Source organism: Amycolatopsis sp. NPDC114484 (assembly GCF_055633755.1).
Genome location: NZ_JBVKDQ010000001.1, coordinates 912596 through 938716, shown reverse-complemented (window position 1 = coordinate 938716; position 26121 = coordinate 912596). Strand labels below are relative to the sequence as shown.

Here is a 26121-nt window from a genome sequence, read left to right as displayed (position 1 = left end):
CTGTCCGCATGAACGAGTACGGGAACTCCACCCCTGATCTCAATTGGCTGCTCGACGACGTCGTCAACCGCGTCGTCGGCGCGCAGAACGCCATCGTGCTGTCCGCCGACGGCCTGCTGCTCGGCAAGTCGTCCGGGATGAGCAAGGACGACTCGGACCAGCTCTCGGCCATCGCGTCCAGCCTGCAGAGCCTCGCCAAAGGGGTGAGCAGGCAGTTCAATCGCGGGCCGGTGCTGCAGAACATGATCGAGATGGAGCGCGGGTACCTCTTCGTCTCGGCCGCCGGGCAGGGCGCGTGCCTCGCCGTGCTCGCCGGCGCGGACATCGACGTCGAAATGATCGCCTACGAGATGAACCGGCTGGTCAAACGCGTCGGCGACTATCTGGCCTCGGCGCCGCGCGAGGCCGCGAACCTGTTGCGGGAGGCGACATGAGCGACGACGGCTGGTACGACGAGGCCGCCGGGCCGCTGGTCCGGCCCTACACGATCACCAGCGGACGGACCCCGTCCGAACACCAGCTCGACCTCTCCACCCAGGTGATGACCCTGCAGCAGGGATCGGACCCGGTCGGGCTCGGCCCGGAGCACCTGGCGATCACGCAGCTGTGCCGCAGACCCTTGTCGGTGGCCGAGATCGCGGTGTACGTGAAGCTGCCGCTCGGCGTCGTGCGCGTGCTGTGCGGGGACCTGATCGACCGCGGCCTCGTCATCACCCGCGCCCCGTCCCGTCAGCCGGCCCAGGCGCCGGACCACGAAACTCTCCAGGCGGTTCTCGATGGCCTCATCAAGCTCTGAAGACGCCGCGGCGTCGGTGCCGACCCCGGTCAAGATCATCGTCGCGGGCGGGTTCGGCGCCGGGAAGACCACCATGGTCGCCTCGGTCAGCGAAATCCCGCCGCTGTCCACCGAGGAGGTGCTGACCGAGGCGAGCACCGGCGTCGACGACCTTTCCGGCGTGGAGCAGAAGAAGACCACCACGGTCGCGCTCGACTTCGGCCGGATCACCATCTCGCCGCGGCACGTGCTCTACCTGTTCGGCACCCCTGGCCAGGAACGGTTCTGGTTCATGTGGGACGACCTGGCGCGCGGCGCGATCGGCACCGTCGTGCTGGTCGACACGCGCCGGCTGGAGACCAGCTTCGCGGCGGTCGATTTCTTCGAGCGGCGGAAGATCCCGTTCGTCGTCGCGGTGAACTGCTTCGACAACGCGCCGCGCTACACCCCCGACGAGATCCGCGAGGCGCTCGTGGTGCCCGACGGCGTGCCGATCGTGATGTGCGACGCGCGGCAGCGGGATTCGAGCAAGATCGCGCTGATCCGGCTGGTGAAGCACGCGATGACGGTGGTTCCGCAACCCGCCTGAGGCGGGCCGTGCAGACCAGCGAGGGGGTTCCCGGCGCGGGGAGCCCCCTCGTTCGCTTTCCGTGGTCCTTAGTGGACCGGGGCCATCCGGAGATTGAAGTGCCGCAGGATCTTCGGCGCTTCGACGATCCGGTACCCCGGCACCTGCTCCGGGTTTTTCGCGATTTCGCCGAGGATTTCGGCCACGTAGTCGTAGTGGCCCTGGGTGTACACGCGCCGCGGCAGCGCCATCCGCACGAGTTCGAACGGGGCCGGGGTGACCAGCTCGTTCTGCTCGTCGAGCGTGCCGAGGTAGAGCGAACCCAGCTCCACACAACGGATCCCGCCCGCCAGGTACAGCTCGCACGCCAGCGAGTGGCCCGGGAACCTCGACGCGGTCAGATGCGGCAGCAGGCGGCCGGCGTTGAGGTAGAGCGCGTGAATACCCGGCGGCTGCACGATGTCCACACCGGCCTCGTTGGCCTGCTTCGCGAGCCGGGCCGCCTCGCCCGCACGCGCGGCGAGGTAGTGCGGGTCAACGACTTCCTGCAGACCCTTGGCGACGCGGTCCAGGTCGTGCGCCGCGAGCCCGCCGTAGGTGCGGAAGCCCTCGGTCGCGATCAGGTTGGTTTCGCAGCGCTGCGCCAGTTCCGGGTCGGTCAGGCCGATGAACGCGCCCATCGGCGAGATGCCGTCCTTCTTCAGGCTCGCGACACAGCCGTCGACCAGGCTGAACGCCTCTCGCGCGACCTCGCGCGGCGTCTTGTCCGCGTAGCCCGCCTCGCGCTGGATGACCAGCCACGCGTTCTCCGCGAACCGTGCGGCGTCAAGGAAAACCGGCACGCCGTGCGTCCGCGCGAGCTTCGCCGCCGCGGCCAGGTTGGCCATCGAAACCGGCTGTCCGCCGCCGCCGTTGTTGGTGATGGTGAGCAGCACCTGGCCGACTCGGTTGCCGTCCGGGCCGCTGAGCAGGCGTTCGAGGGCGTCGAGGTCGATGTTGCCCTTGAACGGTTCGAGGCTGTCGAGGTCGCCGAACTCCGCGCAGGGCAGGTCGATCGCCTCCGCGCCGAGCAGTTCGACGTTCGCGCGGGTGGTGTCGAAATGCGTGTTGCTGACCGAGATCCGACCGCTCTCCAGCACGCTGGAGAACAGCACCCGCTCGGCCGCGCGGCCTTGGTGCACCGGCAGGAGGTGCGGGTATCCGGTGAGGTCGCTCAGCGCGTCACGGAAGCGGTAGAACGAATCCGACCCGGCGTACGAACGGTCCGCGGCGGCCGCGGCGGCCTCCTGCGCGGTCGAGACCGCACCGGTGCCGGAGTCGGTGAGCAGGTCGATGCTGACCTTGTTCGCGGGCAGGTTGAAGGCGTTGTAGCCCGCTGCGGCGAGCGCCTGTTCCCGTTCGGCACGGGTGGTGACCGGGATTTCGGCGACTACTTGGGCGCGGTACGGCGGGAAGGTCCGCATCAGGGTATTTCCTCCAGTTGTGGGTGACAGCCGAAAACTACCGCGTCAGGTGATCCGGCCGAGCACCGGACGTTTTCTCGGAGGTGCTACCGCATAAGCCTCAGAGGACAGGTAGACGGTGATTCCGGAGCCGAACTCACCCATTCTCAACGACACGTGCGCGATCAGTCCGACGCCATCGCGCAGTGGCCGCTCCGAAACCGCTGCCAGCGCTTTGTCCAGTTGTGTCGGGTCGAAGTCGTACTGCGCGAGAATGGCGTGCACCCGGGCCCGGGCGATCTCGTCGTCCGGCACGTAGCTTCGAATAGGCAGGTAAAGACTGTAGTTTCCCGGAGTCCCGCCCATCCCTTCGACAAATGAATAACTGGAAACCAGCGGGCGACCTTCGAAGGGACCTTTTCCGCCGCCAAGCACGGCGAGGAATTCCCGGATCAGCATCGGGTCCGCGCCGGGCACCAGCTCGGCCGCGCGCACCGCGTCCTCGGCCTCGGCGGCGTCGTGCGAGACGTACACCTTGACCCGGGACAGCGGGTCGTCGTCGAGGTCGAGCGCGAAGAAGGTGAAGTTGTCGCTCTCGCCGCGGCGCAGCGCGTGCTCGACGACCGGATCGAACGCTTCGCCGAGATTCAGCCGCCGGAACCCCTCGCTGACCAGGGAGTCCGCCATGGTTGGGCCACTGATCTGCGGGTTCAGGTAGACCTTGATTTTCGGCGCGGAGCCGTTGCGGAAGATCAGCGAGTACCACAGCGTGAACGGCCCGCGCCGCTCCTCGTGCGGGAGGAAGAGGTCGGCCACCGCGTCGAGCCGGTCGGTGACCAGGCCGTACTCGCCCGCCACCTGAGCGAGGAACTCGCGCGGGTCCGGAGCCCCCACAGGCTCGCCGAGAACCCTTACCACACATTCGCCATTGGCGTCGAATGCGACCGAGAATTCAACGGGCGTGGTGTCGTCCGCCACATTGCACGGGAACTGCGCCGGAGCGTCGACGGTCAATTCACCGGACTCGCCGAGCAACAACCGGAGAAGGTCCAGGTGACGGCGTTCTTCGGGATCGAATCCCACTGCCTGGCACAGCCGGTCGAGTTGACCACCGGCATGGGTGTACATCGACGACTCGACCATCGGCACACTCGCTCCGACCATGGCGCTGTATTCACCGTTTCATTCGTGCGTTCGGCCCCGCGAAGCATCCGCTGTTCGGCGGAGCGGGCGTTCACGGACCGCCGAGAAGATTAATCCCCGGAATGCCGATCACGATACCTCTGACGGAGCGACAACACCGTGCGAAAACCGTGCCTGAGTGTGCTGATCAACACCGGAATTCACCTGAATTCCGCATCGACAGAACCGGATTCTGCAGCTACTCGGGCCCGCCATGTGGCCTAGCCCACTGCGGTACGCGGACGGTGTCCCGTGCACTCGATGCGAGCGCTCCGTGCCGAAAATTGTCGGTGGCGGGTGAGACGCTCGTCTCATGACCCAGAGTCCAAAGCATCTGTCCAAAGTCGCCGAGAGCGACCGCCCGCCGATCCCCCGCGTCGCCGACGAACGCGAGACCCTGCTCGCCTACCTGGAGTGGCATCGGGAAACCCTCGAACTGAAGTGCTCCGGCCTGAGCCAGGAAGCAGCGTCGGCGCGCGCGGTGCCGCCGTCCACAATGTCGCTGCACGGCCTGGTCCGGCACCTGGCGGGCGTCGAACGATGGTGGTTCCGCATCCAGTTCGCCGGCGAGGACGTCCCGCTGCTGCACTACTCGGACGACGACCCGGACCAGGACTTCGACCGGCTGGACGGGGATTTCGGCGAGGCACTGGCTTTGTGGCGCACGGAGTGCGACCGGAGCCGGGAGATCGTGGCGGCCGCGTCCTCTCTGGACGCACAGGGGATCGGGAAGACCACGGGAGAGCCGTTCTCGCTGCGGTGGATGCTGCTGTCGATGATCGCGGAGTACGCCCGCCACAACGGACACGCGGACCTGCTGAGGGAGGTGACGGACGGTGCTACGGGGCGGTGAGGTGTGCGGGTGTCGGGTTGGGATCGAGTCCTCATGGGAGGTGATGCGGCATGGCCACGGTTTGTTCGTAGGTGCTTCGGCGACCGTCGCCGAGCGTGCTTTCGCTGACGGCTTCGGCTGAGGCGCGCCGTCGACATCCAGCGGTCTCCGCGCGCCAGTCGCCTACGACCGTTCCTGCGCACCCGTCGCCAACGACCGTTCCCGTACGCCCGTAGCCAACGACCGTTCCTGCGCGCCTTGTCACCAACGACCGTTCCCCTGCGCGCGTAGCCAACGACCGTTCCTGCGCGCCTTGTCACCAACGACAGCGCCATCAGAACTGGTCAGCGAAGCTCGTGTCCAGTCAGGTCGACGCCACTCACGCCGCCAACGGTCAGCGACTGCCCCAAGCCATCCGGCGTGCGATGCTGGGCGGCATGATCGCCGATCCTGACTCCGGCCTGCTCTCACCGGTGCGCGCCGGGACCCCGGCCGAAGCGGTGACTGGTGACCGGGCGTTCGCCGCCGCCATGTTGGCAGCGGAGGCGGCACTCGCGCGGGCGCAGGCGCGGCTTGGCACGGTGCCGTCCGAGGCGGCCGAGCGGATCAGCACTGCCGCGCGGTTGTTGGGCGAGGGCGAACTCGACGTCGTCCAGTTGGCCCGCGACGCCCGGGCGACCGGAAACCCGGTGGTCAGCCTGGTGCGCACGCTGTCCGCTGCGGCACCGGATGTCGCCGACTACGTGCACCGCGGCTCGACCAGCCAGGACATCGTCGACACGGCGATGATGCTCGTCGCGCGCGACGCTCTGCGGTTGATCAGCGCGGACCTCACGGCGATCGCGGACGCCCTCGCCGTGTTGGCGCGCGCCCACCGCGACACAGTCATGCCCGGACGCACCCTCACCGCCCACGCTGTCCCGACGACTTTCGGGCTGAAGGCGGCGGTCTGGCGGCAGGGAGTCCAGGAGTCCGCCCGCCGGATCGCTGAACTGCGGCTGCCGGTGTCGCTCGGCGGCGCGGCCGGAACGTTGGCGGCGTACGTCCAGTACGGCGACGGCACCGACGACTACGCGGAACGGTTAGTCGCTGCCTTCGCCGAGGAAACCGGTTTGACCGCACCGATTCTGCCGTGGCACGCGGACCGCGCACCGGTGGCCGAACTGGCTTCGGCATTGGCTGGCGTGACGACCGCGTTGGGCAAAATCGCCGTCGATGTTCAGGTGCTGGCCCGTACCGAAATCGGCGAAGTGACCGAGGCGACCGGCGGCGGGTCTTCGGCGATGCCGCACAAGCAGAACCCCGTGCGGTCGGCGTTGATCCGGTCGGCCGCGTTACAGGTGCCGGTGCTGGCGGCGGGAGTCACGCAATCCGGGTTGGCGGAGGACGAACGCTCGGCTGGCGTCTGGCAGGCCGAATGGCAACTGTTGCGCGAATGTCTGCGGTTGACCGGCGGAGCCACCCATACGGCCGTGGATCTGGTGCGGGGATTGAACATTCACGCGGACCGAATGCAGCATAATCTCGCGCTGACCAACGGGTTGATCGTTTCGGAACGGCTGTCGGCGGCTCTCGCGCCGATCCTGGGCAAGGCGCGCGCGAAAGACTTGCTGGGCACCGCTTCCCGGCGCGCGATCGAGGAAAACCGTCCGCTGGCAGAGATCCTGGCGGACACACCGGAGATTACGGCCGCCGTCGATGCCGCGACGCTAGCCGATCTCGGAGACCCGGCGCAGTACGTCGGCGCAGCGGGCCGAATGGTGGACCGGGCGTTGGAGAACCCCGCCGGGTGAAGCACAAGCTGGCGGGCCGGGCGCTGGACAACCCCGCCGAGCAAGCGCAAGCGGGACGACTGGGGGCCAGGCGCTGAAAACCCCGCGGAATAAGCACAAGCGGGACCGCCGCCGGAGGAAACCACACCCCGGCAAGCGATCCCGCTGCGCGCTTACTCCACTGTGGACCGGCTAGTGGGCCAAGCCATGTCCGCCGGCCTCGGGTCGGCGCGGCGGCGCGGCCGTGTCGACCTCGACGGGTTCCTCGTCCTCGGGAAGCAGCACCCCGTGGCGCGCCGGGAGAACCGCGGTCAGCAGACCCAGTACCGCGATGCCGAGGTGCAGCCAGTTGTCGGCGTCGGCGAGGTTGAGCGGGTTGCCGAGGCCGGACACCGGGTTGACGGCAATCGTCCCGGCGAGCATCAGGCCCCACACGAACAGCGCGCCGTAGCCGATGAAGAGCAGCCAGCCGAACGTCCGCGCGCGGCCGGAACCCAGCGCCAGCAGCAGGCCGATCACGCCGGTCACCACGTGGACGACGTTGTTCAGCGGATTGGCGGAGAACCGCCACAAAGTGACACCGTGTCCGGTGAAATCCCCGAACCCGGACTTCACGAGCCCGATGATGCCGTAGGCGAGAAACAGGACTCCGAGCAGAATGGCCAGCACCTGAGCGGGCTGCACCCCTTCCACCCGGACGCGGGCTCGATGCGCACGAACCATGACTCCAGTCCTTCCCATACCGAAGGTGACGGTGGGTCAACTCTGAAGGGATCCCCCGCCCCAACCGGCCCGAAACCCGAATTCGGCCGCCCGAACCCGCCCACCGGGCAATAAAGCCGGGCTGCCGGGGTTGATGGGACTGCTGAGCCAACGGGTGACCGAGTGAGGCACCCGGGAGAACCGGCACTCAGACGAGCGCGGCGACCAGCAAAGCGAAGGCGGCGATGAGCACCGCGACCCGCACGTAGTGGTAGCGGTCCCAGCGATTCATCTGCTCCTTCCAGTCCGCGGGCCGGTTCTCCGGAGTCCACGTCTTGCCCTGGTTGTTGATCGGGACGAGCAGCAGAATCGACATCACCACACTCACGACCAGCAGCCCGGCCCCGATCACGACCAGCCCGGTGCCAGGGCGATCCCACGCGGCGACCGCCCAGATCGCGCTCAGCACGAGCGACCCGATGTACCAGAACGGCATGATCGCGCCGAGCATCCGGCCCCCGTGGGCGCGGCCGAGCTGATTGCTGTCGTCGGGAAGCCCGCTGAGGATCGGGTTGATGACGAAGGCGACGGAGAACTCCACCCCCACCATCACGCCGACGACCACGACGGTGCAGACCACGAGTGCGCTGAGCATGATGACCTTCCTAAGATCTAGCGGTGCTAGCCGATGAGTCGATGCTAGTACTACTGCCGCTCGGTTGCCTAGCAGTGCTAGACTGCCAGGCATGTCGGTACACGAACGCAAGCAGCGCGAACAGGCGGAACGCGAGCGCCTCATCGTGGCGACGGCCCGAGAGCTCGCCGAGCAGCAGGGCTGGGACGCCGTCACCACCCGCAGGCTCGCCGAGCGCATCGAGTACAGCCAGCCCGTCCTCTACAGCCATTTCCGCGGCAAGCGCGAGATCATCGGCGCCGTCGCCCTCGACGGAGCCGCCGAGCTGGCCGGGGTGGTGCGGGCCGCGGCGAGTACCGGAGACGGCCCCCGCGCCCGGGTCACCGCCCTCGCGCTCGCGTACCTCGATTTCGCCGAGCAGCACCCGGCGGTCTACGACGCTATTTTCCAACTGGACGGCGGCCTCGCGTTCGCCCAGGACGACACCCCGGAACCGTTGAAGGACGCCTTCGCCGCGCTGCTCGAAACCCTCGGCGAGGTCGCCGGCGAAGGCGTCCACCCGGCTCTGTTCACCGAGCTGTTCTGGGCGTCCCTGCACGGGATCGCGACCCTGACGCGCGCGGGACGGCAGCCGCGGGAGTTCGCCGAGCAGCGGGTCGAACTGCTCGTGGAACGGCTCGCCGTGGTCTGATCCACTGCCTGATCCACCGGCCGGAAGCAGGACGGACCACCCCTGCTTGCCCGCAGCCCGCCCGACCGTCACGCGTACTGGCCGGTACCGAGACCCATCCCACAAAACGGCCCCATTCGGCGAACCCTGATCAGGCGATCGGGGAAGTCGGGGCATGCGCAGGGCGAATACGTTCCTCTTGGCCGGCTTGCTTCTCGGTGCGGTCATCGCGTTTCTGGTCACCGAGGCCCAGCCGTACCGGCAGGTGGTCACCGCCGCCGGGCCGGCGGATGGGTCCGGCGTCATCTCCCCGGCGACCGACTCGAGCGCCGCCGGCTCGGGCGACCCCGACCCCAGTCCCCGCCCGAAGCCGAGCACCGGCAGTGCCGCGCCGCAGCAAGGCCCCGACCTCAAGACCGAACTTCCCGCGCTCGTCCCGCAAGGGCACGTCAGCGTGGTCGTCTACGACCGCACCACCGGCACGACCCCGGTTTCCCTCGACCCGCACCGGCACTACACGTCCGCGTCCCTCGTGAAGCTCATGATCGCCTTCGACGCGCTCGATCGCGGCACCAGCCCGGCCACCGTGCGGGAAATGCTGTCCCGCAGCGACGACGACACCGCCAACCGGCTGTGGGTCGCGGGCGGCGAGACGCGCATTGTCCGGGACGCGGTGGCCGAGATGGGCCTCGCCGAAACCACGCCGCCCGAAAACCCGGGACGCTGGGGCGACACGGAAATCACCGCCGCCGACCTCACGCGCGTGTACCGCTACTTGCTGGACCAGGCACCGGCCCAGCAGCGCGAGACGATTCTGCGGGCACTGCGCGACGCCACCGAAAACGGAGCCGACGGATTCCGGCAGTACTTCGGCATCCCGGACGCGCTCGGCGATGGTTCCTGGGCCGTCAAACAAGGCTGGTCCTGTTGCAACCCCGGGCGCATCCTGCACACCTCAGGATTGGTCAAGGACAACCGGTACATCGTCACGGTCCTCACCGAGAATCCCCGCTCGGTCGGCTACGACACCGCCGAAGCCCAGGTCACCGAAGTGGTCAAGCACCTTCCCGGGATCCGCTGAGCGTCACTGCTCCACCGCGGTCAGCCCGCCCCGCGCGCCCGTGCTCGGCAACGGCCACGGCTTCACGCCGCCAGTGACGTCGGCCCGCGGCCCCGGCGCCGACGGTCCCGGGATCCGCTGCCCGATCCACGTCAGGACGTCCGGCAGCTGCGCTTTGAACGTGTTCATGTTGTGCCCCGCGTCCGGGATCCGCCACGTCGTGAACTGCACCGGCGCCTGCGCGGCGGCGCGCATCTGGTCGACCGCGCGGCTTTCGTTCTGCTCCTTCTCCCCGGAGATGGCGAGGAGCTCCAGCGGGGCCGGGTGCAGCCGGACGTTGATCTTGACGTTGTTCGCGTCCTCGATGTCCTTGCGGCCGCGGAAAAGATTTTCGGTCTCACCGTCCACTTGCGCCTTTTCGTATCCGCTCACGCTCGCCGCCTGCGCGTACCACTGCGGATGCCGCGTCACGAGGTTCAGCGCGCAATAACCGCCGGACGACCAGCCCGCGATAGTCCACGCCCGCCGGTCCGGGTTGACGCCGAGGCGCTGGATCGCCCATTCGCGGACGTCCGCCGACAGATAGGTGTCGTTGGGGCTTCCGTTGACCTCGTCAACACATTCGGTGTCGTGGCCGATTTTCGGCGTTCCGGTCGGGTCCGGGATCAACACGATCACCGGCGGCAGCAGATGCTTCGCGATCGCCGCGTCAAGCTGCTCGGGCAAGTGGTACCCGATCGGGGCGGTGGTGACCTCCGGGCCGGACGGGTAGTTCGGGATCCACGTGATCGCCGGGAAGCGCATCGACTTGTACGGGTGCTGGAAGTATTGCGGCGGAAGGTAAACCGTGACGTCGCGGGTGAGGCCGGTGCGCCGTCCGGTCACCGTCACGTGCGCGATGGTCCCCTTGCCGACCCGCGCGTGCGCCACCCCGAGGTCGCGCGCGCGGCCGAGGTCGACGCCGTTGTCCCCGCCCTCGATGTCGATGCCCTCGGCGGCGAACGCGCCGGTTCCGAGCAGCGAGCCGAGCGTCGGGAAGAATCCGCCGATCATATTGCCGGTCAGGCCAAGGGTGACGATTACGAGACACAGCGCGACTAGCACGGTGGCACTGCGGCCGATTTGCTTGCGCTTGCGCCATTTGTCCCAAAACCACGGGACCGAGACGACCGCGACGAAGGCGAGCACGCCGATCACCGTGAGCGTGACGGGTGAATCCAACCTGATTTGGCTCAGGTGCACGGGAACCTCCAGGACCGATCGCGCGCCCGGAAGGCGGGACCCGCTGCTCTAGATACGTTTGAGGGGCCATTCTCGTTGTGATCACGTGACGTCGATCACGCCAGAATGGCCCCGTCAAACTCAGCAGAACCTCAGGATTGCCCGTTAGTCCCTGATTAGTTGCCGAATGCGCCACGCAACACCGTGATCGCCTGCGTGATCGCCGCTTCCGCCGCGTGCGTTTCACGAAGCGCGTTCACCATCACGAAGTCGTGGATCACGCCCTGGTACCGCACCGCCGTCACCGGCACACCCGCCTGACGCAGCTTCGCGGCGTACGCCTCGCCTTCGTCGCGAAGCACGTCCGCCTCACCGGTGATCACGAGCGCCGGCGGCAGTCCGGCGAGCTGCTCCACAGTGGCGCGAAGCGGCGAAGCGGTGATCTCGGCGCGCTGCGCCTCATCGGTCGTGTACTGGTCCCAGAACCACTTCATGCCTTCGCGGCTGAGGAAGTAGCCGTCGGCGAACTTCGTGTAGGACTCGGTGTCGAAGGAAGCGTCGGTGACCGGGTAGAACAGGACCTGCTGCAGGAACTTCACATCCCCGCGCTCCTTCGCCATCAGCGTCAGCGCCGCGGTCATGTTTCCGCCGACCGAGTCGCCCGCGATCGCGATTCGCGTGGTGTCGAGCCCCTTCTCCGCGCCGCTGCGGACAACCCACTTCACGGCGGCGTAGTTCTCTTCGATCGCGACGGGGTACCGAACCTCCGGCGAACGGCTGTATTCCGGGAAAACAACTGCCGCGCCGGTTCCGGCGGCGAGTTCGCGAACGAGCCGCTCGTGGGTGTGGAAGTCGCCGAAGACCCAGCCGGCACCGTGAAGGTAGACAAGCACCGGCAGCGGCCCGGTGACGCCCTGCGGCTTGACGATCCGGATCTCGACGTCGCCGTTCGGTCCACCTGGGACGGTCAGCTTCTCGATGTCGGCGGGCGCGAGTTCGACGTCGCCGTCCTGCACACCGTCGACGGCCTTGCGGCCTTCGGCGGGCGGGAGCTGGAAGAGGTACGGCGGCTGGTCGGTGGCCTCGGCGAAGGCCTGGGCGGCCGGTTCGAGGGCGAGGTTCTGCGGGTTCGCGGTCATGGCTTCCTCCGATAGCTGCGTCGTGCGGACTGCACAGAACATAGCTCCACAACTTAGTTGTGCACAACTAGATGATACACAATGAGATCTAGAGCACTTGAGTTGCCCTTCCCGCCCCGGCGAGAGAGGATGGAGAGCTGGGAAGAAGAAATCCGCGGGAGGCTACCGATGACCAGCCCAGACACCGGAGAAACCGGCTCGCTGCTGCTCGACGACCAGCTGTGTTTCGGCCTGTACTCGGCCTCCCGGGCAGTCACCGCGCTCTACCGCGCGCTGCTCGAACCGCTCGACCTGACCTACCCGCAGTACCTGGTGATGCTCGCGCTGTGGCAGCAGGACGAGCAGCAGGTCAAGGAACTCGGCTCCGCGCTGAACCTCGACTCCGGAACGCTGTCCCCGCTGCTGAAGCGACTGGAGAAGGCCGGGCTGATCAAGCGCGAACGCCAATCCGACGACGAGCGCTCGGTCCGCATCCGGCTTACCGACGAGGGAACCGCGTTGCGCGCCAAGGCAGAACGGATCCCGCCGCACGTCGGAGCGGCGATGAACCTGGACAACGCCGAACTGGGCCGGATGCGCGCCGCGATGGATCAGCTGACGGCTTCGGTCAACGCCTACCGGGAGTCCTACCGGCCGAGCTGAACCGGACGCCATGGTTAGCATGAGCGCCAGGGCGAGCGTGAGGACGGCGATGAGCACACAGGACGAAGCACTGCGCGCGGTGGAAGCCAGTCTGGACCGGCCGTCGGCGGCCCGCGTCTACGACTACTTCATCGGCGGCACCACCAACTACGCGATCGACCGGATCTTCGCCGAGAAGGTGCGCGAACGGCTGCCGCTGATGGGCGACTACTGCCGCACCAGCAGGCAGTTCCTCGGCCGCGCGGTGCGACAGAGCGTGCGCGAGGGCATCCGGCAGTTCGTCGACATCGGCTCCGGCCTTCCCACCGCGGGCAACGTGCACGAGGTGGCCGACGACGAGCGCCCGGAACACGACACTTCCGTGCTGTACCTGGACAACGAGCCGGTGGCGCTCGCGCACTCGCAGGTGCTGCTCGCCGACACCGCGGACGAGGACCGGCACCAGGCGATGGCCGCCGATCTGCTGCAGCCCGCCGAATTGTGGGACCGGGTCGCCGATTCGCACGTGATCGACATCCGGGAGCCGGTGGCGCTGATCGTCAACGCGGTGCTGCACTTCATCAAGGACGACCAGGACCCGGACGGCATCCTCGCGTTCTACCGCAAGCAGCTCGCGCCGGGCTCGTTGCTCATTCTTTCCCAGATGACCAACGAAAACCCGGTGGACGACAACGAACGCCAGGCGCTCGTCGACATCATCAAGTACTACGAGTCGACCACCAACCCGGGCATCCTGCGCACGAAGGCGGAGTTCGAACGGTTCTTCGGCGGCTGGCCGCTGCTCGAACCGGGCCTGGTGTACGCGCCGGCCTGGCATCCGGACGCCGACACGGTGTTCGCGAAGGCGCCGTCGGAGTCGCGGGTGATCGGCGGCGTGGCCCGCAAACCGCAGGCCTGACAGGGGTTTTCCCACCCGGCCTCCACCCTCGGGTGGAGGCGCGGGACGGCTCGGCCCGGCACTGTTGGCGCTGTGCCGAACACCTTCGACAACATCCTGATCGGCCTGGTCGTCCTGACCTGGCTGATGTGGCGACAACTTCAAGTCCGCCGCGCCGACCGTCCGCCGGTGGTACTGCTCGTCATCAGCGTGCTCGGCGTCGCCTCCCTCGGCGTCGCCATCGCGAAGACCGTGCCGACGACCGCGGCGATCCTGTTGCTCACCGGAAGCTTCGTGGTCGCCGGCGGCTTCGGCGTGGCCCGCGGGTACACCATGCGAATCTGGCGCGCCGACGGAACCCTGTGGCGGCAAGGGAATTGGCGAACCGCCGTGCTATGGCTCATTTCCTTCGGCGTCCACTTAGGACTTGACTTCACCATCGACGCGGCCAACGAAACGAAGGGCCTCGGCGGCGCGTCAATCCTGTTGTATCTCGCAGTTTCCCTTGTCACCCAACGACTAACGGTCCGCAGCCGCGCTCACGACGCTTTGCGCAGGACGTCCAACGCCGCGTAGACCGCGTCCCGACCCAGCTCCACCGCACGCCGCAACACCGCCGGATCCCGTTCCAGCAAAACCACATCCGGCGCACCGTCCGGTGGCCGGACAATAGCCAGCCGCGGATCTTCCCGCAGCTGGCGTTCGTCCTCCAGATCCCGGTCGTACTGCGTGCGCCAAGCGTCGACGGTGCCCGGCGCGTGGCGACGGAGAAACCGCGGCACGACCACGTCCTGCACGCGCGGCGGCCGCACCGGAGGTTCGTCCTCGCGCCGGGTCCGCAACACCAGCACGTCCGTCGCGCCTTGGGCCAACGCAGTGCGGAACGGCAGCGGCTCGGCGATCCCCGCGTCCACGAACCGCCGCCCACCCATCGCGATCGGCGGCCCGGCCAGCACCGGCATGCACGACGACGCCGCGAGCGCCGTTTTGATCCCGTCCACGTCCTCGATGAACGGATGCAGATCGGTCGACTCGCCGGTGTCGGCGTCGGTGGCGAGCGGGTGGAAGCCGACCGGACTCGCCAGGATCGCCGGGAAATCCATCGGTTCGAGCACCGAGTACACCTGATGCACGAGAAACTCGAGATCGACCACCGCCCGGCCGCGCAGGGCGTGCAGCGGATTGATGATCCGCCGCATCACCGCCGGGTTCCACCAGGTCCGCACGCCGGTCCGCGACCGCCCGCACAACAGCCAGGCCGCGTTGAGCGCACCGGCTGAAGCTCCGTAGACGTCGTCGAACGCCAGCGTGGCCCCGAGTTCGTCAAGCGCGAGCGCCATGCCGCTCGAATACGTGCCACGACTGCTGCCGCCCTCCACAGCGAGCGCGAGCCGGCGGCCATCCGTCCGCCGCCCCTGCACACTGCCCTCGGCGATTCGCTCGGCAAGCAGTTCCAGAACCGGATCCACCCCTCCATCTTGATCCTCTTCGGTGCGCGGATCGACCCGTTTTGCCCCCTCTGCGGGTGACCTGGCTCCCGCCACACCTTGATCACGAAGCTCGGCTAAGTTGTCACCATCTGCAGGCAATCTGCTACTGTCCGTGTTGTCCGGTTGGAAGCGGGGAGGCTTTCATGGCTGATGACGGCGTCGAACGCGTCAGACATCTGCCTGCGAACATGCAGGGTCCGTTGGTGCCCGGATACACCTATGTGCGGGACAAAACTCCCGAACAGTTGGCGAAAGAAGCCGCCGACGCACAGGCGAAGGCCAACGAGGGCATGCCCAGCGGCAGCGGCGGGTACCGGCTGACCCCGGAGCTGCTCAAGGAGATCGTCACCGAGATCGACGACATCCTCGAGTGGATCCAGCTCGATCCTCGGCAGCAGGCTCGCGCCCTGACTTCTTTCATGCCGATGGGTGATGAAGTCGCCAGCATCGCTTATGTGCAGGACGCCAACGCGGCGGGCCGGTCGTACAATAACTATCTCAACAGCGTAGTCGCCGAACTTCAACGCCAGAAGGACGCCTTTCAACAGGCCCTGGATACTTACCAAAAGCAAGAGCACCAGGCAGCCGACCACTTGAAAGGCGTCAACCCTCGCGATGAATAGCCGTTACGCCGCCACATTCGCGTTCGCCGCAGTCCTGCTCAGCGGTTGCTCCGGCGAGCCTGGCAACGCGACCCCCGCAACCCCGCCACCGCCCAGCTCTGCGGGGACCCAATTCGGTGCGCCATCGGTGCTGACACCGCTCGACGCGACGTCGCTGGAAAAAGACCCCTGCGCCGCAATGAATGCGGACCAGGTCACAAGCCTGGGCGCTCCGTTTAAGAGCACAGTCCCTCAACCCGAGGGCGCCACCGGACCGACTTGCGGCTGGCGCTTCGCTACCGACGACGGACCGTCATCGGTAGGCGGAACCGTGGTAACCAAAGATCCGAGCCACAGCGGTCTTAGCGGTATCTACGGCCAGCAGAAGGCCGGCGCATTAACCAAGTTCGAACCCTTCACTGTGGCCGGCTACCCAGGCGTCATCTACGACCCGGCGAGCAATTCCCCAGTAGGGCTATGCACGATGACCATCGGACTGCGCAACGACCTCACCTACGTCATCAACGTCAACCTCGACACTCTCAAGAAGCCCTTTGCCGACAGCTGCGAAGTCGGCAAGAAGGTCGCCGGATACGTAATCCAATACCTCCAGAAGGGAGGGCACTGATGCCGGACGGCTACACCGGCGCGGACGTCTACACCCGGATGCATCGCTACGGCGGCAACACAGCCTCCCTCGATTCCGGCCAGCAGGCGGCCGAAGCGCTCAAATCCGCGCACGAGGAACTCGTGACCAGGATCGCCCGGCTGCAAGGCAAAATGGACGCCTCCTGGGAGGGCGACGCAGCCGGCAAGGCCAAGGCTGGGCTGACCCCGCTGCTGGAAACCTCTCAGTAGGCATCGGAGGACCTCGGCCGCAGCGCCCAGTCCCTCACCGCGCAGAACAGCGGCTTTCACGGGACGCTCAACAAGCTCACCCCGATGGACGCCAACCGTCCTGACACCAATGACCTGGCGAGCTACAGCCCGTTCGGCGCAAGCGATTCGGAAAAAGCGGCAGCGCGGTGGGACGACTCGGACAAGAACAACAAAGAAGCCTACGGGACTTACGTCGCCACCACGGACGGAAACCGCAATTCGTCGGCTAAGGATTATCCGGTTTTGAATGCCGCGCCGGCCGGGATCGCGGTCGGCTCGGCCCCAATCAGCGGCGGAACGTCCGGCCCTCCCGGCTGGACTGGCGGAACCGGAGGGCCTGGCGGAACCGGCCGCACTGGCGGAACCCGCGGAACCGGCGGGTACACCGGAGACTTCCACGGCGGCGAATATTCGCCCAGCACCGGCGTCCCCAGTCCGGTCAGCAGTTCCGCACCGCCGCACGGCAGCGGCTCCTCCCACTTTTCGGGCGGCAGCAGCTTCCCGGCGGAGCACACCGCAGCACCGGACTCCACCACCACGGCTGGATACACCCCCAAAGCGCCGGTCAGCGACGCGCCGGGGTTCGGGTCTGGACGGCTGCCGGCTTTCGGCCCGAACACCAGCGGGACGGATCCGGCGAGCGGCGGCGGTTTCGCTCTCCCTCCAGGCGGATTCGGCGCTCTGGGAGGCAGCGGGGGGAGCAGTCTCGGCGGACAGATCGGCAACGGAGGAAGCGCGGGCGCGCGCATCGGAGCCGGTGGCAGCGGGCAGCCACTCGGCACTGGCGCGGGGACAGGGGCCGGAACCCCGGCGGGCGGCCAGAGCGCGGCGCGTCCCGGTGCTGCCGCCGGCGGGGCGGATGCCAAGGGATCGCCAGGCAGGGGCGGCATGGGTGCCGGCGCCGGAAAGGGCAAAGACACCGAGGACGAAGAGCACCGACGGAAAGTCACCTACCTCGACGAGGACGTCGACGAGTTGTTCGGCGGCTATCCCGACGGCATGCGCCCGACCCCGCCCACCATCGGAGCCTGACCTTGCTCCGAGGCCCTTTGCGGTTTTCCCGCGCCGGTTATCAGAACCTGGTCCGCCGCCTTGACCGTTCTGACCCGCACCCGACCCTGATCGGCGGCGAGAAATGGTACCCGCCGGACGAGCAACTCCAGCAGGACGCGAAAGCGGACTCCGAACTGGCCGACACCGGCTGGCCCGCCCGCGACTTCGCCGAGGTCATCGGGCTCCTGCAACGACCCTCGGTCGACCGCTACTGCTGGGCTCGCATCAACGGCCGCGACGTGACCCTTCAGGCCGCGGCCGTAGGACGAGACGCGATCCTCACGATCGCCGATCACGACACGATCACCCTCTTCCCCAGCTCCGCGGAATCCGCTGCCCGTGATCTCGCTTCCGCGCTTCCGGGCACTCCTCCGGTGCCGAACCTGCATTCGCTGTCCTGCTCGGAGGCGGACTACAGCGCGGTGCTCGCCGGAAATCCTCCGCCGACCCGCACCAGCAGTGCCCGCGACGCGCGTCGCGCCGTCGAGTGGATGCAGTCCCCGCGAATCCACGTAGGACGGTTGTACGTCGCGATCCGCCGCGGCACCGAACGTGTCCGCAACGAACACCCGCCCTACTGGATCGACACCGAACAAGGCCGGTTCACCGCGACGGTCACCGACAGCTGGCTCACCATCAGCCCGGCCGGCACCGACGACCTCACCCGGATGCTGCACGCCATCGAAGCCAGTCTGCGCACCTGACCCAGCCGCCGGACGCTCCGGATGGACGAACAATCGTGACCTGGCTTGCACTCAGTTGCACTGCACCTAGTTGCATATGACACTGTCCGGCATGGCACTGGAGCACGCGATCCTCGTCTCGCTGTCGGAACGCTCCGGCTCGGGATACGAGCTGGCGCGCCGGTTCGAGAAGTCCATCGGGCTGTTCTGGAGCGCCTCCCACCAGCAGATTTACCGCGTTCTGAAGCGGATGGAAGAGGCCGGTCAAGTCGCCGTCGACGTGGTGCCCCAGGACGGTAGGCCGGACAAGAAGGTCTACACCGTCAGCGGACCGGGTCGCGTCGAATTGCGGCGCTGGCTTGCCGAACCGTCGCCGCAGGCTGGGCCGCAGGAGTTGGCGGTGAAGCTGCGCGGGGCGTCGTTCGGTGACGCCAAAGAGGTCGCCGCCGAGATCACCCGGCATCGCGACGCGCATGCCGAGCGGCTTGGGTTGTACCGGCAGATCGAGAAGCGTGACTTTTCCGCCCCGGACCGGCTCCGCGGCCGCTCGCTGCACCAGTACCTCGTGCTGCGCGGCGGAATCCGGGTCGAAGAAGGCCAGGTCGAGTGGCTGGAAGAAATCCTGACCGCGTTGCGGGCCGACGAGAAGGACTGACGATGACCGAGTACCCGAACCTGTTGTCCCCGCTCGATCTCGGCTTCACGACGCTGCGCAACCGCGTCCTGATGGGTTCGATGCACACCGGCTTGGAAGACCGCGCGTCTCGCTTCCCGCAGCTGGCCGAGTACTACGCCGAACGCGCGCGCGGTGGCGTCGGCCTGATCGTCACCGGCGGGTTCGCGCCGAACCGCACTGGCTGGCTGTTGCCGTTGGCCTCGAAGCTGTCCACGCCCGCCGAGGCGAAGAATCATCAGCTGCTCACCGGTGCGGTGCACGCCGAGGGCGGCAAGATCGCGCTGCAGATCCTGCACGCCGGCCGCTATGCCTACCACCCGCTGAGCGTTTCCGCGTCGAGCCGCAAAGCGCCGATCAACCCGTTCCGCCCGCGCGCGCTCACGGCGTACGGCGTGCACCGCACCATCCGCGCGTTCGCCGATTGCGCCGCGCTGGCCCGCGACGCCGGGTACGACGGCGTCGAGATCATGGGCTCCGAGGGCTACCTGATCAACCAGTTCCTCGCCGAACGCACCAACCGGCGCACCGACGCCTGGGGCGGCACCGCGGAGAAGCGCCGCCGGTTCGCGGTCGAGATCGTCCGGCGCACCAGGGAAAAAGTCGGGCCGGACTTCATCATCATCTACCGGCTGTCCATGCTCGACCTCGTCGAAGGCGGACAGAGCTGGGACGACGTCGTCGCGCTGGCCCGCGACGTCGAGGCGGCCGGGGCCACGATCATCAACACCGGCATCGGCTGGCACGAGGCGCGTGTGCCGACGATCGTCACGTCCGTTCCGCGCGGCGCGTTCACCTGGGTCACCGGCAAGCTGAAGCCGCACGTTTCGGTGCCGGTGGTGACCTCCAACCGGATCAACCTGCCGCACGTCGCGGAACAGGCGCTCGCCGACGGCGACGCGGACCTGGTCTCGATGGCCCGGCCGCTGCTCGCCGACCCGGACTGGATCCGCAAGGCCGAAACCGGCCGGGCGGACGAGATCAACACCTGCATCGCGTGCAACCAGGCCTGCCTCGACCACGCGTTCAGCCGGAAACCGGTGTCCTGCATGGTGAATCCGCGGGCCGGACACGAAACGACCCTGAACCTGCTGCCGACCCGGAAGGTCAAACGCGTCGCCGTCGTCGGGGCCGGACCGGCCGGGCTCGCCACCGCGACCGCGCTCGGCGAACGCGGCCACGACGTCGAACTGTTCGAGGCCGACGACGAGATCGGCGGCCAGTTCGGGATCGCGCGGCGGATTCCGGGCAAGGAGGAGTTCGCCGAGACCATCCGGTACTACACCCGCCGACTGGAGGTCACCGGCGTGAAGGTGCGCCTCGGCACCCGGGTGACCGCCGCGGACCTGACCGGCTTCGACGAGGTCGTGCTGGCCACCGGCGTCACGCCGCGGGTACCGGCGCTGCCCGGGATCGACCATCCGAAGGTGCTGTCCTACGTCGACGTCGTGCGGCACGGCAAACCGGTCGGCGAGCGGGTCGCGGTGATCGGCGCGGGCGGCATCGGCGTGGACGTCAGCGAATTCCTCACGCACAGCTCGTCGCCCGCGTTGGATCGCGACGCCTGGATGGCCGAATGGGGCGTCACCGACCCCGCGCTCGCGCCCGGCGGACTGGCGAAGCCGAAGCCGGAACCGTCGCCGCGACAGGTCTACCTGCTGCAGCGCAAGAAGTCGCCGATCGGGGCCGGGCTCGGCAAGACGTCCGGCTGGGTGCATCGGGCGGCCTTGCGCGCCAAGGGCGTTGAAAAGATCAGCGGGGTTTCCTACGACCGGATCGACGACGCCGGTCTGCACGTCACGGTCGACGGGAAACCGCGGCTGCTGGAGGTCGACACCGTGGTGGTCTGCGCAGGCCAGGAATCCGTGCGGGAGCTCGCCGGCGCGCTCGGCGAGGTGCCGGTGCATCTCGTCGGCGGGGCCGACGAGGCACGGGAACTCGACGCCAAACGGGCCATCGACCAGGGCACCCGGCTGGCCGCCGTCCTGTAGCCGCTTGCGCGCACTGGCAGGATGGCCCCGTGCGAGACGTATGCGTAATCGGGCTCGGGCTCATCGGCGGTTCCCTGCTGCGAGCCGCCGCGGCGAGCGGCAGGACCGTATGGGGAACCACCGTGTCCGAAGTGGACGCTGACGCGGCGAGCCGCGGCGGCTACGACGTCACCACCGACGCCGAAGCCGCACTACAGCGCGCTGCGGCCGCGGACGCGATCGTGGTCATCGCGGTGCCGCTGCCCGCGGTGGAGAACCTGCTGCGGCAGGTCGCGCAACACGCGTCGCACTGCATCCTCACCGACGTGGTCAGCGTGAAGGGCCCGATGCTCGACGCGGTCCGCCGCCGCGCGCCGTACACGCGCTACGTCGGCGGACACCCGATGGCGGGCACGTCGCACTCCGGCTGGCTGGCCGGCGACACGATGCTCTTCCGCGACGCGGCCTGGGTCGTCGGCGTCGAAGAGGAAACCGACCTCACGGCGTGGGCCGAGGTCACCCGGCTCGTACTCGACGTCGGCGCGCACGCCATCCCGCTGCCCGCTGATTCGCACGACGAGACGGTCGCCCGGATCTCGCACCTGCCGCACCTGTTCGCCGCGATCCTCGCCTCGGTCGGCGCGCAGGGCGGCCCGCTCGCGATGACGTTGGCCGCCGGCTCGTTCCGCGACGGCACCCGCGTCGCCGGTTCGTCGCCGGACCTGGTGCGCGCCATGACCGAAGGCAACCGCGACGCCCTGCTCCCGATTGTCGACGACGCACTCGGCCGGCTTGGCGCCGCTCGCGGTTCGCTCGCCTCCACCGGCGGCCTCGCCGCGACCATCAACGCAGGTCACGAGGGTGCTTTGGCATTGGAAGCGGCGCGCGACGCGGCACTGTCCGGCGTCCGCATCGACCTCACCGCCGCCGACGCCCGCGAAGGACTCGTGGCACTCGGCGAACGCGGCGGCCGGATCACCGGACTGGACGGAGCGGTCGCACTCGGCGAAGTGTCTTGACTTGCCTGGTACGCCTGGTGTGTGACGATTGAAGCCTCTCAATCCCAACCCCGGGGAGGCATTCGATGGGCATCAACTTCGACGAGCTCAAGAACAAGGCGACCGAGGCGCTGCGCGAGAACAGCGGCAAGCTCGAGCAGGGTCTCGAGAAGGCGGCTGAATTCGCGAAGTCCAAGGTCAGCGGCCACGACTCGCAGATCGACGGCGGCGTCGACAAAGCCAAGGACCTGCTCGGCAAGGTCACCGGCAAGAACGAAGAGGGCGGCGAGAAGCCCGAAGACGGCCCGAAGCCCGAGGGCGGCCAGCCCGGCGGACAGCAGTAACCCTCCGCCTCCAGGTTGGGCCCAGTTGCGCTGGCGCGACTTTCGTTCCCGCGAAAGTCCGCGAGGGCCACCCTGAGGGAATCTGATTCCCTGAAGGTTCCCCTCACGGACCTCTAGGGTGCAGGCTCAGGTGCGCCGGTGGTACGGCAGGAACCGGCGCACCAGCCGCAGCGGCGACCGTTCCACCAGGTCCGGGCCGCGCACCGCGTCGAAGGTCGACCCGAGCTGGTCCACCACCCCGGCGAGACGCGGGTTGTCCGGCATCGGCACCGAATCCGGGTCCCGCTGTTCGCGGACCGCGGAAGCCAGCTCCGCCAACGCGTCCGTGAGCAACTCGATGTCCGCGGGAGACGGGGCGGGCGCGCCCTCCCCGATCGTCACGCCGACCTCGGTCACCGCGTCGGTCACCCGTTCCAGCCCCGCGATCACCGGCCACCACGCCACCGCCTGCCGTCCGGCCGGCGACGGCTCTACGATCACCTGCTGAAACGCCGTCCGCAGGTCCGCGAGCGCGCGGTAGGCCCCACGCCGGGCCCGCGACCGGGCGAGCCGCGATTCGCTGGTCGAGTTCAGCACCATCGCGGTCTGGACGTACTTGGCGACCGTGTCGAAACTGTCCGCCAGCCGTCCGCCGACGGTCGGCCGCCGCGAACCCGGCCACAGCAGATAGCCGACGACGAGCACGATCACACAGCCGATCACGGTGTCGACCAGCCGCGCCAGCACGACCGTCCAGCTGCCGGTGTTCGCGAGGTCCATCTGCAGGATGATCAGCGGCGTCACGAACGTGCCGAGCATCCCGTAGTTGCGCACCTTCCCCACCGCGGCCCCGCCGGCGAACACCGCGATCAGCGCCACCAGCACCCAGCCGCGGGCACCGAAGGCGAGCACCACCGCGCCGATCCCGACCCCCGCGACCGTCCCCATCCCGCGCAGCACCGCGCGGCCGAACACCGACCCGAAGTCCGGTTTCAGCACCACGCCGACGGTGAGCGTGATCCAGTACGACCGTTCGAACGGCACCATCAGCGCCACCACTTCGGCCACCGCGACGCACACGGTGAGCCGCAGCGTCGCCAGCCAGGTCAGCGGTCCGGAAAGCCCGCTCGCCCACTCGCGCACACGGCGCAGGAGCGAGACCTTCTTACGGCGCTTGCGGTCGTCGAGCTTCCCGATCCGCGCAAGCCCGGCGTAAAGCGCGCTGACCACCGCGTCGGCGTTCTCGTCCGCCAGCTCAGGTGCGGGCGGCAGCGGCTGGCTCGCCAGCACGGACGCCGCCACGCGGGTCAGATAGTCGATCACCTCGTCCGGGGCGCGCTGTCCGGCGTTGACCATCGCGACCGATGCCTCGACCGCGGGCGTCGCCGCGGACAGCCGGTTCAGCAGCCGTCGATACGCAGCGTCTCGGCCGGACAGCCAGGAACGCGCGACCAGCAACCGGTCGTAGGCCGTGCTCATCGCAGTGGTCAGCTGATGGCGCGCGACTCGCGAAGTCGGTTCGTCTTCAGCCGACAGCATCGCCGCGAGTTCGATGTAGACCTGCGCGACCGCGGTGCGTTCGGGGCTCGTCGCGCGGAGCGTCCAGGTGCCGAGCGCGACCAGCAGCCCCCAGCCAGCGCCCGCGCAGAAGAGGCCGAAAAGCACTTCGGTGCGTACGCCGGTCGCGTGCTGCGCGGTGCCGAGCACGCAGAAGACGAACATCTGCAGCCCGGCCACTGACGCGTTGCTGCCCGCCGCGCTGATGAGCGCGGAAACCGCCGCCACGATCACGATCGCTGGGATCGACCAGGCGGGCATACCGCCAGTCAGCAGCCCGAGAAGGTACCCGACCGCAGCGGCGAACGTCGCCCCGCCAAGCCGGCGCGCGCGGTAGCGGTAGGCCCCGGCCGCCTCGGACAGCACGGTCGGCAGCGCGCCGGTGGAGATCAGCGCACCCACCGCGATGTCACCCGCCGCGTACGCGACCGCCAGCGGAGTCGCCAACGCGACCACCGCGCGAGCGACCATGTTCCACGGAATGGGAACAGGTTTGGAACGCAGAAGCTGCGTCAGCCAGTGCGGCGCGGCGAAGTCGGGGCGGCTCACCGGACCATCTTGACCTACCGGGGCCGTCCGGGATTGATTTGTCGCTCGGTCAACAACGTGTTCGAGGAGGTTTCATGCCGGGTCGCAGGTACTCGTTCGAGGTGAACCGGGTGAGCGCCACACCGCCACCAGCGCTGTTCCGGCTGGAAAGCGACGGGGCGCTCTGGTCGACGTGGGCGCGCCCGCTCGTGTGGCAGTCCCGCTGGGCGGCGCTCGGCGACGACGGCCGCGTCGGCGCTGTCCGGGAAGTCGGATTGTGGCCGGTTCTGCTGCGCGAGCGGACGCTGGAATACGTACCGGATCGACGGCACGTCTACACATTCGACGGTTTCAGCCCGGTCCACGACTATCGTGCGGAGGTGGCGTTCACCCCGAACGCCGACGGCGGCACGGACCTCAGGTGGTCGGGGTCGTTCGCCGAACGCATCCCCGGAACGGGGCCCGTCGCCCTCGCGCTGTTGCGCAGCGTGATCGGATTTTTGGCCACACAGTTGGCCAAAGCGGGCAATCGTGCTGCCTGACGGGGGTGCGTTGCACCACAACGATCAACTCAGACCGGAGTACAGACGTCATCCCCTCGGGTGACCCCGAGGGAAAGGAAGCGGCATGGCGAAGCGGTGGCTGGCGGCGGCATTCGCCGGTCTGCTCGTGCTGTCGGCGTGCTCCGGTCCTGATTCGAGTCAACCCCCGGAACAGGCGAACCCCGCGCCGGGGGCCGCGAAGCCGGGTCCGCCGCCCGGGCCGTACCCGTTCGGCACCGTGCAGCAGAAGGCGCCGGCGATCCAGGACGGCAAGGTCGGCGTGGTCCGCCGCATCCAGACCGACAAACCGTACGTCTTCATCACCATGGACGACGGCGCGGTGAAGGATCCCTCCGCGCAGGGCCTGATCCAGCAGTCCGGCGGGCATCCGGTGCTGTTCCTGAACAACCGGTACGTGAAGGGCCACGAGGCGTACTTCAAGGCCATCCTCGACTCGACCGGCGCGGTGCTCGGCGACCACACGGTCAACCACCCGAACCTCAAGGGCAAACCGCTGGACTTCCAGAAAAAGGAAATCTGCGACGACGCCGACGACTTCCAGAAGTCGCTCGGCGTGCGCCCGACCCTGTTCCGCCCGCCGTTCGGCAACTACGACCAGAACACGCTGAAGGCCGCCGCGGAGTGCGGGATGCGCGCGAGTGTCCTGTGGACCGCCTCGGTCAACGACGGCGTCGTCCAGTTCCAGTCCGGCGACAAGCTCCGCCCGGGCGACATCGTGCTGATGCACTTCCGCAAGACGTTCAAGGAAGACTACGAGGCGTTCATCGCCCAGGCCAAGAAGGACGGCTTGACGCCGGTTCCGCTGGCCGACTTCCTGGGCTGAGCACCGCACGTCTCGTGAGCGGCAACCCCGTTCTCACCGGGACCAGCACTCACGACGAGACCCGCCGCACCACAACGGCCCGCGTGGCGGCGATGCCGGTTCTCACCGGTATCGCCGCTTGCTAGGCCCGCATCAACGCGGCACCCGCACTCCCGACATCGCGCGCCCAGCCAGCCTGTCGCCCGCCGCCTTCGCCCGCCGTTGCCGCCCGGTGCCGCTGCCCTCCGCCGCGGCCTTCGCCACGGCTTTCGCCCCGCCGCTGCCGCCACACACCACTGCCGCCCGATGCTGCGGCCTTCTCCCGCCGCTGTCTTCGGGCACCGCCGCACTCCGCCGCCATCGTCAGGCACCGCCGCACGCCGCTGTCATCTTCGGGCACCGCCGCACTCCGCCGCCGCCTCCGGCCACCCGCCGCACTCCGCCGCCTTTGGGCATCCGCCGCACTCCGCCACCATCTTCGGGC

30 protein-coding genes are annotated in these 26121 nt (G+C 68.3%); 21 read left to right on the top strand and 9 right to left on the bottom strand.

Going from position 1 to position 26121, the window contains the following annotated elements; genetic code table 11:
* The first annotated feature begins 8 nt into the window (after nucleotides 1-8).
* From ACZ7SW_RS04555 to ACZ7SW_RS04545, 3 genes are read left to right on the top strand one after another with little or no spacing between them, the layout of a single operon-like run.
* Nucleotides 9-434, top strand: a complete 426-nt coding sequence (locus tag ACZ7SW_RS04555) for a roadblock/LC7 domain-containing protein (RefSeq protein ID WP_009071597.1) — start codon at nucleotides 9-11, stop codon at nucleotides 432-434.
* The gene (locus ACZ7SW_RS04550) at nucleotides 431-796 is read left to right on the top strand and encodes a DUF742 domain-containing protein (RefSeq protein WP_009071595.1); all 366 of its coding nucleotides are present in this window, start codon (nucleotides 431-433) and stop codon (nucleotides 794-796) included. Before ACZ7SW_RS04555 ends, ACZ7SW_RS04550 begins: the two co-directional genes overlap by 4 nt.
* On the top strand, nucleotides 777-1364 hold the full coding sequence (locus ACZ7SW_RS04545; protein WP_067583957.1) for a GTP-binding protein: 588 nt from the start codon (nucleotides 777-779) through the stop codon (nucleotides 1362-1364). Before ACZ7SW_RS04550 ends, ACZ7SW_RS04545 begins: the two co-directional genes overlap by 20 nt.
* Nucleotides 1365-1432: 68 nt before the next feature.
* Here the strand turns inward: ACZ7SW_RS04545 and ACZ7SW_RS04540 are convergent, their stop codons facing one another.
* The gene (locus ACZ7SW_RS04540; RefSeq protein WP_470228995.1) at nucleotides 1433-2806 is read right to left on the bottom strand and encodes a tryptophanase; all 1374 of its coding nucleotides are present in this window, start codon (nucleotides 2804-2806) and stop codon (nucleotides 1433-1435) included.
* A 45-nt stretch (nucleotides 2807-2851) separates the two neighbouring features.
* Nucleotides 2852-3949: a tryptophan dimethylallyltransferase family protein gene (locus ACZ7SW_RS04535; protein WP_470228994.1), complete on the bottom strand. Its 1098-nt coding sequence runs from the start codon at nucleotides 3947-3949 to the stop codon at nucleotides 2852-2854.
* Between the two features lie 331 nt (nucleotides 3950-4280).
* Here ACZ7SW_RS04535 and ACZ7SW_RS04530 point away from each other — a divergent pair, with 331 nt between their 5' ends.
* Together ACZ7SW_RS04530 and pcaB are read left to right on the top strand one after the other, a co-directional pair.
* Entirely contained in the window at nucleotides 4281-4820 is a 540-nt protein-coding gene (locus ACZ7SW_RS04530) for a DinB family protein (RefSeq protein ID WP_470228993.1), read from the top strand.
* A 416-nt stretch (nucleotides 4821-5236) separates the two neighbouring features.
* Nucleotides 5237-6592, top strand: a complete 1356-nt coding sequence (gene pcaB / locus ACZ7SW_RS04525) for a 3-carboxy-cis,cis-muconate cycloisomerase (protein WP_470228992.1) — start codon at nucleotides 5237-5239, stop codon at nucleotides 6590-6592.
* A 171-nt stretch (nucleotides 6593-6763) separates the two neighbouring features.
* Here pcaB and ACZ7SW_RS04520 read toward each other — a convergent pair whose 3' ends face one another.
* Both ACZ7SW_RS04520 and ACZ7SW_RS04515 read right to left on the bottom strand, forming a co-directional pair.
* Complete coding sequence (locus ACZ7SW_RS04520) at nucleotides 6764-7294, bottom strand: DUF4383 domain-containing protein (protein ID WP_470228991.1); 531 nt, start codon at nucleotides 7292-7294, stop codon at nucleotides 6764-6766.
* Nucleotides 7295-7481: 187 nt separating this feature from the next.
* Complete coding sequence (locus ACZ7SW_RS04515) at nucleotides 7482-7928, bottom strand: anthrone oxygenase family protein (RefSeq protein ID WP_470228990.1); 447 nt, start codon at nucleotides 7926-7928, stop codon at nucleotides 7482-7484.
* Nucleotides 7929-8019: 91 nt separating this feature from the next.
* Here ACZ7SW_RS04515 and ACZ7SW_RS04510 point away from each other — a divergent pair, with 91 nt between their 5' ends.
* Together ACZ7SW_RS04510 and ACZ7SW_RS04505 are read left to right on the top strand one after the other, a co-directional pair.
* Nucleotides 8020-8598 carry a TetR/AcrR family transcriptional regulator gene (locus ACZ7SW_RS04510; RefSeq protein ID WP_470228989.1) on the top strand — a complete coding sequence of 193 codons (579 nt, stop codon included), beginning with the start codon at nucleotides 8020-8022 and terminating at the stop codon, nucleotides 8596-8598.
* 154 nt (nucleotides 8599-8752) lie between these two features.
* Nucleotides 8753-9658, top strand: coding sequence for a serine hydrolase (locus ACZ7SW_RS04505; RefSeq protein ID WP_470228988.1), 906 nt, complete (start codon nucleotides 8753-8755; stop codon nucleotides 9656-9658).
* Between the two features lie 3 nt (nucleotides 9659-9661).
* Here the strand turns inward: ACZ7SW_RS04505 and ACZ7SW_RS04500 are convergent, their stop codons facing one another.
* Nucleotides 9662-10879 (bottom strand): alpha/beta hydrolase, encoded by a 1218-nt coding sequence (locus ACZ7SW_RS04500; RefSeq protein ID WP_470228987.1) that lies wholly within the window; start codon nucleotides 10877-10879, stop codon nucleotides 9662-9664.
* Nucleotides 10880-11034: 155 nt separating this feature from the next.
* The gene (locus ACZ7SW_RS04495) at nucleotides 11035-11997 is read right to left on the bottom strand and encodes an alpha/beta hydrolase (RefSeq protein WP_470228986.1); all 963 of its coding nucleotides are present in this window, start codon (nucleotides 11995-11997) and stop codon (nucleotides 11035-11037) included.
* 168 nt (nucleotides 11998-12165) lie between these two features.
* Between ACZ7SW_RS04495 and ACZ7SW_RS04490 the strand changes: the two genes are divergently transcribed.
* The 3 genes from ACZ7SW_RS04490 (at nucleotide 12166) to ACZ7SW_RS04480 (ending at nucleotide 14092) form a co-directional block, all read left to right on the top strand.
* Nucleotides 12166-12639, top strand: coding sequence for a MarR family winged helix-turn-helix transcriptional regulator (locus ACZ7SW_RS04490; protein WP_182893786.1), 474 nt, complete (start codon nucleotides 12166-12168; stop codon nucleotides 12637-12639).
* A gap of 49 nt (nucleotides 12640-12688) precedes the next feature.
* Entirely contained in the window at nucleotides 12689-13537 is an 849-nt protein-coding gene (locus ACZ7SW_RS04485) for an SAM-dependent methyltransferase (protein WP_470228985.1), read from the top strand.
* A gap of 72 nt (nucleotides 13538-13609) precedes the next feature.
* Nucleotides 13610-14092, top strand: a complete 483-nt coding sequence (locus ACZ7SW_RS04480) for a hypothetical protein (RefSeq protein ID WP_470228984.1) — start codon at nucleotides 13610-13612, stop codon at nucleotides 14090-14092.
* Here ACZ7SW_RS04480 and ACZ7SW_RS04475 read toward each other — a convergent pair.
* Nucleotides 14056-14985 carry a patatin-like phospholipase family protein gene (locus ACZ7SW_RS04475; protein ID WP_470228983.1) on the bottom strand — a complete coding sequence of 310 codons (930 nt, stop codon included), beginning with the start codon at nucleotides 14983-14985 and terminating at the stop codon, nucleotides 14056-14058. The genes ACZ7SW_RS04480 and ACZ7SW_RS04475 overlap by 37 nt on opposite strands.
* A gap of 164 nt (nucleotides 14986-15149) precedes the next feature.
* Here ACZ7SW_RS04475 and ACZ7SW_RS04470 point away from each other — a divergent pair, with 164 nt between their 5' ends.
* From ACZ7SW_RS04470 to ACZ7SW_RS04430, 9 genes are all read left to right on the top strand, one after another.
* Nucleotides 15150-15629, top strand: coding sequence for a PE domain-containing protein (locus ACZ7SW_RS04470; RefSeq protein WP_470228982.1), 480 nt, complete (start codon nucleotides 15150-15152; stop codon nucleotides 15627-15629).
* The gene (locus ACZ7SW_RS04465) at nucleotides 15622-16236 is read left to right on the top strand and encodes a DUF3558 domain-containing protein (protein ID WP_470228981.1); all 615 of its coding nucleotides are present in this window, start codon (nucleotides 15622-15624) and stop codon (nucleotides 16234-16236) included. Before ACZ7SW_RS04470 ends, ACZ7SW_RS04465 begins: the two co-directional genes overlap by 8 nt.
* Complete coding sequence (locus ACZ7SW_RS04460) at nucleotides 16236-16466, top strand: hypothetical protein (RefSeq protein WP_470228980.1); 231 nt, start codon at nucleotides 16236-16238, stop codon at nucleotides 16464-16466. Before ACZ7SW_RS04465 ends, ACZ7SW_RS04460 begins: the two co-directional genes overlap by 1 nt.
* 84 nt (nucleotides 16467-16550) lie before the next feature.
* Complete coding sequence (locus ACZ7SW_RS04455; RefSeq protein WP_470228979.1) at nucleotides 16551-17519, top strand: hypothetical protein; 969 nt, start codon at nucleotides 16551-16553, stop codon at nucleotides 17517-17519.
* Between the two features lie 2 nt (nucleotides 17520-17521).
* Nucleotides 17522-18244, top strand: a complete 723-nt coding sequence (locus ACZ7SW_RS04450; protein ID WP_470228978.1) for an ESX secretion-associated protein EspG — start codon at nucleotides 17522-17524, stop codon at nucleotides 18242-18244.
* A gap of 91 nt (nucleotides 18245-18335) precedes the next feature.
* The gene (locus ACZ7SW_RS04445; protein ID WP_470228977.1) at nucleotides 18336-18878 is read left to right on the top strand and encodes a PadR family transcriptional regulator; all 543 of its coding nucleotides are present in this window, start codon (nucleotides 18336-18338) and stop codon (nucleotides 18876-18878) included.
* A gap of 2 nt (nucleotides 18879-18880) precedes the next feature.
* Complete coding sequence (locus tag ACZ7SW_RS04440) at nucleotides 18881-20887, top strand: oxidoreductase (RefSeq protein WP_470228976.1); 2007 nt, start codon at nucleotides 18881-18883, stop codon at nucleotides 20885-20887.
* 29 nt (nucleotides 20888-20916) lie between these two features.
* Nucleotides 20917-21885 carry a prephenate dehydrogenase gene (locus ACZ7SW_RS04435; protein ID WP_470228975.1) on the top strand — a complete coding sequence of 323 codons (969 nt, stop codon included), beginning with the start codon at nucleotides 20917-20919 and terminating at the stop codon, nucleotides 21883-21885.
* 65 nt (nucleotides 21886-21950) lie between these two features.
* The gene (locus tag ACZ7SW_RS04430) at nucleotides 21951-22208 is read left to right on the top strand and encodes an antitoxin (RefSeq protein ID WP_370932474.1); all 258 of its coding nucleotides are present in this window, start codon (nucleotides 21951-21953) and stop codon (nucleotides 22206-22208) included.
* Nucleotides 22209-22334: 126 nt separating this feature from the next.
* Here the strand turns inward: ACZ7SW_RS04430 and ACZ7SW_RS04425 are convergent, their stop codons facing one another.
* Nucleotides 22335-24293 (bottom strand): FUSC family protein, encoded by a 1959-nt coding sequence (locus tag ACZ7SW_RS04425; RefSeq protein ID WP_470228974.1) that lies wholly within the window; start codon nucleotides 24291-24293, stop codon nucleotides 22335-22337.
* Between the two features lie 74 nt (nucleotides 24294-24367).
* Between ACZ7SW_RS04425 and ACZ7SW_RS04420 the strand changes: the two genes are divergently transcribed.
* Entirely contained in the window at nucleotides 24368-24814 is a 447-nt protein-coding gene (locus tag ACZ7SW_RS04420) for an SRPBCC family protein (RefSeq protein WP_470228973.1), read from the top strand.
* 85 nt (nucleotides 24815-24899) lie between these two features.
* The gene (locus ACZ7SW_RS04415) at nucleotides 24900-25658 is read left to right on the top strand and encodes a polysaccharide deacetylase family protein (protein ID WP_470228972.1); all 759 of its coding nucleotides are present in this window, start codon (nucleotides 24900-24902) and stop codon (nucleotides 25656-25658) included.
* Between the two features lie 132 nt (nucleotides 25659-25790).
* On the opposite strand, the gene ACZ7SW_RS04410 is transcribed toward ACZ7SW_RS04415, so the two are convergent.
* Nucleotides 25791-25979 carry a hypothetical protein gene (locus ACZ7SW_RS04410; RefSeq protein WP_470228971.1) on the bottom strand — a complete coding sequence of 63 codons (189 nt, stop codon included), beginning with the start codon at nucleotides 25977-25979 and terminating at the stop codon, nucleotides 25791-25793.
* Nucleotides 25980-26121 lie beyond the last annotated feature (142 nt).

Bases quoted from the DNA above. Each gene is read 5' to 3' on its own strand.
- ACZ7SW_RS04555 (WP_009071597.1), top strand. From the start codon at position 9: ATGAACGAGTACGGGAACTCCACCCCTGATCTCAATTGGCTGCTCGAC.
- ACZ7SW_RS04550 (WP_009071595.1), top strand. From the start codon at position 431: ATGAGCGACGACGGCTGGTACGACGAGGCCGCCGGGCCGCTGGTCCGG.
- ACZ7SW_RS04545 (WP_067583957.1), top strand. From the start codon at position 777: ATGGCCTCATCAAGCTCTGAAGACGCCGCGGCGTCGGTGCCGACCCCG.
- ACZ7SW_RS04540 (WP_470228995.1), bottom strand. From the start codon at position 2,806: ATGCGGACCTTCCCGCCGTACCGCGCCCAAGTAGTCGCCGAAATCCCG.
- ACZ7SW_RS04535 (WP_470228994.1), bottom strand. From the start codon at position 3,949: ATGGTCGGAGCGAGTGTGCCGATGGTCGAGTCGTCGATGTACACCCAT.
- ACZ7SW_RS04530 (WP_470228993.1), top strand. From the start codon at position 4,281: ATGACCCAGAGTCCAAAGCATCTGTCCAAAGTCGCCGAGAGCGACCGC.
- pcaB (WP_470228992.1), top strand. From the start codon at position 5,237: ATGATCGCCGATCCTGACTCCGGCCTGCTCTCACCGGTGCGCGCCGGG.
- ACZ7SW_RS04520 (WP_470228991.1), bottom strand. From the start codon at position 7,294: ATGGTTCGTGCGCATCGAGCCCGCGTCCGGGTGGAAGGGGTGCAGCCC.
- ACZ7SW_RS04515 (WP_470228990.1), bottom strand. From the start codon at position 7,928: ATGCTCAGCGCACTCGTGGTCTGCACCGTCGTGGTCGTCGGCGTGATG.
- ACZ7SW_RS04510 (WP_470228989.1), top strand. From the start codon at position 8,020: ATGTCGGTACACGAACGCAAGCAGCGCGAACAGGCGGAACGCGAGCGC.
- ACZ7SW_RS04505 (WP_470228988.1), top strand. From the start codon at position 8,753: ATGCGCAGGGCGAATACGTTCCTCTTGGCCGGCTTGCTTCTCGGTGCG.
- ACZ7SW_RS04495 (WP_470228986.1), bottom strand. From the start codon at position 11,997: ATGACCGCGAACCCGCAGAACCTCGCCCTCGAACCGGCCGCCCAGGCC.
- ACZ7SW_RS04490 (WP_182893786.1), top strand. From the start codon at position 12,166: ATGACCAGCCCAGACACCGGAGAAACCGGCTCGCTGCTGCTCGACGAC.
- ACZ7SW_RS04485 (WP_470228985.1), top strand. From the start codon at position 12,689: ATGAGCACACAGGACGAAGCACTGCGCGCGGTGGAAGCCAGTCTGGAC.
- ACZ7SW_RS04470 (WP_470228982.1), top strand. From the start codon at position 15,150: ATGGCTGATGACGGCGTCGAACGCGTCAGACATCTGCCTGCGAACATG.
- ACZ7SW_RS04465 (WP_470228981.1), top strand. From the start codon at position 15,622: ATGAATAGCCGTTACGCCGCCACATTCGCGTTCGCCGCAGTCCTGCTC.
- ACZ7SW_RS04460 (WP_470228980.1), top strand. From the start codon at position 16,236: ATGCCGGACGGCTACACCGGCGCGGACGTCTACACCCGGATGCATCGC.
- ACZ7SW_RS04455 (WP_470228979.1), top strand. From the start codon at position 16,551: ATGGACGCCAACCGTCCTGACACCAATGACCTGGCGAGCTACAGCCCG.
- ACZ7SW_RS04445 (WP_470228977.1), top strand. From the start codon at position 18,336: ATGGCACTGGAGCACGCGATCCTCGTCTCGCTGTCGGAACGCTCCGGC.
- ACZ7SW_RS04440 (WP_470228976.1), top strand. From the start codon at position 18,881: ATGACCGAGTACCCGAACCTGTTGTCCCCGCTCGATCTCGGCTTCACG.
- ACZ7SW_RS04430 (WP_370932474.1), top strand. From the start codon at position 21,951: ATGGGCATCAACTTCGACGAGCTCAAGAACAAGGCGACCGAGGCGCTG.
- ACZ7SW_RS04420 (WP_470228973.1), top strand. From the start codon at position 24,368: ATGCCGGGTCGCAGGTACTCGTTCGAGGTGAACCGGGTGAGCGCCACA.
- ACZ7SW_RS04415 (WP_470228972.1), top strand. From the start codon at position 24,900: ATGGCGAAGCGGTGGCTGGCGGCGGCATTCGCCGGTCTGCTCGTGCTG.